Origin of the sequence: Bacillus sp. JJ722, assembly GCF_036963345.1 — a bacterium.
In the GTDB taxonomy this organism is placed as follows: Bacteria; Bacillota; Bacilli; order Bacillales; family DSM-1321; genus Bacillus_AD.
The window spans coordinates 1-1687 of sequence record NZ_JBALMO010000056.1 but is presented as its reverse complement, the minus strand read 5'-3'; the positions used below and the strand labels follow the sequence as shown (position 1 = coordinate 1687).

Annotated in this window: 2 protein-coding genes; one reads left to right on the top strand and one right to left on the bottom strand. The window is 31.4% G+C overall.

The window, feature by feature from the left end; genetic code table 11:
* Positions 1 to 26: 26 nt before the first annotated feature.
* Positions 27 to 386, bottom strand: a complete 360-nt coding sequence (locus V7014_RS08405; protein WP_335506095.1) for a YgzB family protein — start codon at positions 384 to 386, stop codon at positions 27 to 29.
* 167 nt (positions 387 to 553) lie between these two features.
* Here V7014_RS08405 and V7014_RS08400 point away from each other — a divergent pair, with 167 nt between their 5' ends.
* Positions 554 to 1420, top strand: coding sequence for a nucleotidyltransferase-like protein (locus V7014_RS08400; protein ID WP_335506093.1), 867 nt, complete (start codon positions 554 to 556; stop codon positions 1418 to 1420).
* The last annotated feature ends 267 nt before the right edge of the window (positions 1421 to 1687 follow it).

The window sequence follows — 1687 nt, the reverse complement described above, 5'->3', positions numbered from 1 at the left end:
CGTTGAACGGGCGCTCTCCGCAGTTGTTAATTTAGATTAGAGCTTCTTTTTTTATTATATGATTCGTTAAATTCTTTTCCTTCCAGATTCTTATCCAATGTTAATGGTTCATTACAATACATACACATGTCTACACGACCTAAAATCTTAGTAACCTTTTGACAATTAGGGCAGATAACTTGGACGCTTTTTGTTGATAGCATCCCAATCCAGAAGTAAACAACGGTACTAGCAATAATACAAAGTAAGCCAAGCAACATAAAGATTGTCATTATAATAGGAGAGCTTTTAAAGAAGATTCCCCCATACATCACGATGAATCCAACAAAAATTAAACTTAATGCAAAAGTGCGAATTTTATTAATTTTACTCGAATATTTTGCCACAATTATCCCTCCCTTGAATTATTAATATAACATATTTATCCAATGAATATTATGGAAATATTCTTAGAGGAAGATAGAATGTCGAAATTTGTTGAAAGTTAATAAAGGATTTATAATAGCAATGTCGAAACATAAAACTTAGTAAGAAAATTTGGAGGGATTGTATTATGGAGGATATTTTGCGTTCTATATATCAAGAAAGAGCGAGCTCAGCATCCACATTAGGAATTCTGTTAATTGAAAAGAAAGATTTTACTTCTGATATTACAGATTCTTTTGATTATACATTGCTAGTCATTACAGAAAGTGATGAAGTTCCTGTTCAAGTTAAGCATTATTCTTATAAAGACAAGAAAGCTTCGCTTCATATAGTGAGTATGCAACAGGTAGAAGAATGGCTGCTACTTGGAAGTAGTCACAGATTAACAGAATGGTTACATAACGGTAAAATCATCTTTGATCGTAATGAAAATATTGCAGAGTTAAAGCGTGAAATTCATGATTTCCCTTTTAATGGAAGGAGATTAAAGCAAGGACTTGCTTTTGCTAGACTTGTAAAAAGGTATGTTCAAGGAAAATCATCATTTGACACAGGACATTACCTCGATGCATATAATCATATGGTTCACTCTTTACATCATTTAGCGCGTCTTGAGATTATTAATAGTGGATTTTATCCAGAAGTAACCGTTTGGGAACAAGTGAGACATATTGAGCCGCAAATATATAAATTGTATGAAGAGTTAATTATGAGTGAAGAATCGTTAGAGAAAAGGCTGGAACTTTTATTTTTAGCAAGTGAGTTTTTAATATATTCAAGAACTAATGTAGGAATACAGCATTTTACACATATTCTAGCTTCAAAATCAGAGCCATGGACGATTGCTGATATGATGAATCATCCTGAATTGAAATTTTATTCTGTTGATCTTGTAGTATTAGTTGAATACTTAGTTGATAAAGGAATCATTGATGTCGTACTTGTTCAAACAAAAGGAAACGATCTTTATCATCGATTGTATAAAATCTCTTGAACTTTTTTTAAAAAAGTTATTGACCAATAGTATAATCGGTGATAAAGTATAACAAGTCGCTAAGGCGAAGCGAATTGAAAACATAAAGCAAAACAAATAATTTTTCTCTGGAAAAGTTATTGACACCTTAAGGTGTGAATGCTATATTAATAAGGTCGCTTCTAAACGACAATGAACAACAACAAAAAAAGTTGTTGACAACAAAAATAGTTTGGTGATATAATCAAAAAGCTGTTTTGAAAAAATGATCTTTGAAAACTAAACAAG

Excerpts from the sequence above, each read along its gene's own strand:
- V7014_RS08400 (WP_335506093.1), top strand. The coding sequence starts at position 554 with ATGGAGGATATTTTGCGTTCTATATATCAAGAAAGAGCGAGCTCAGCA.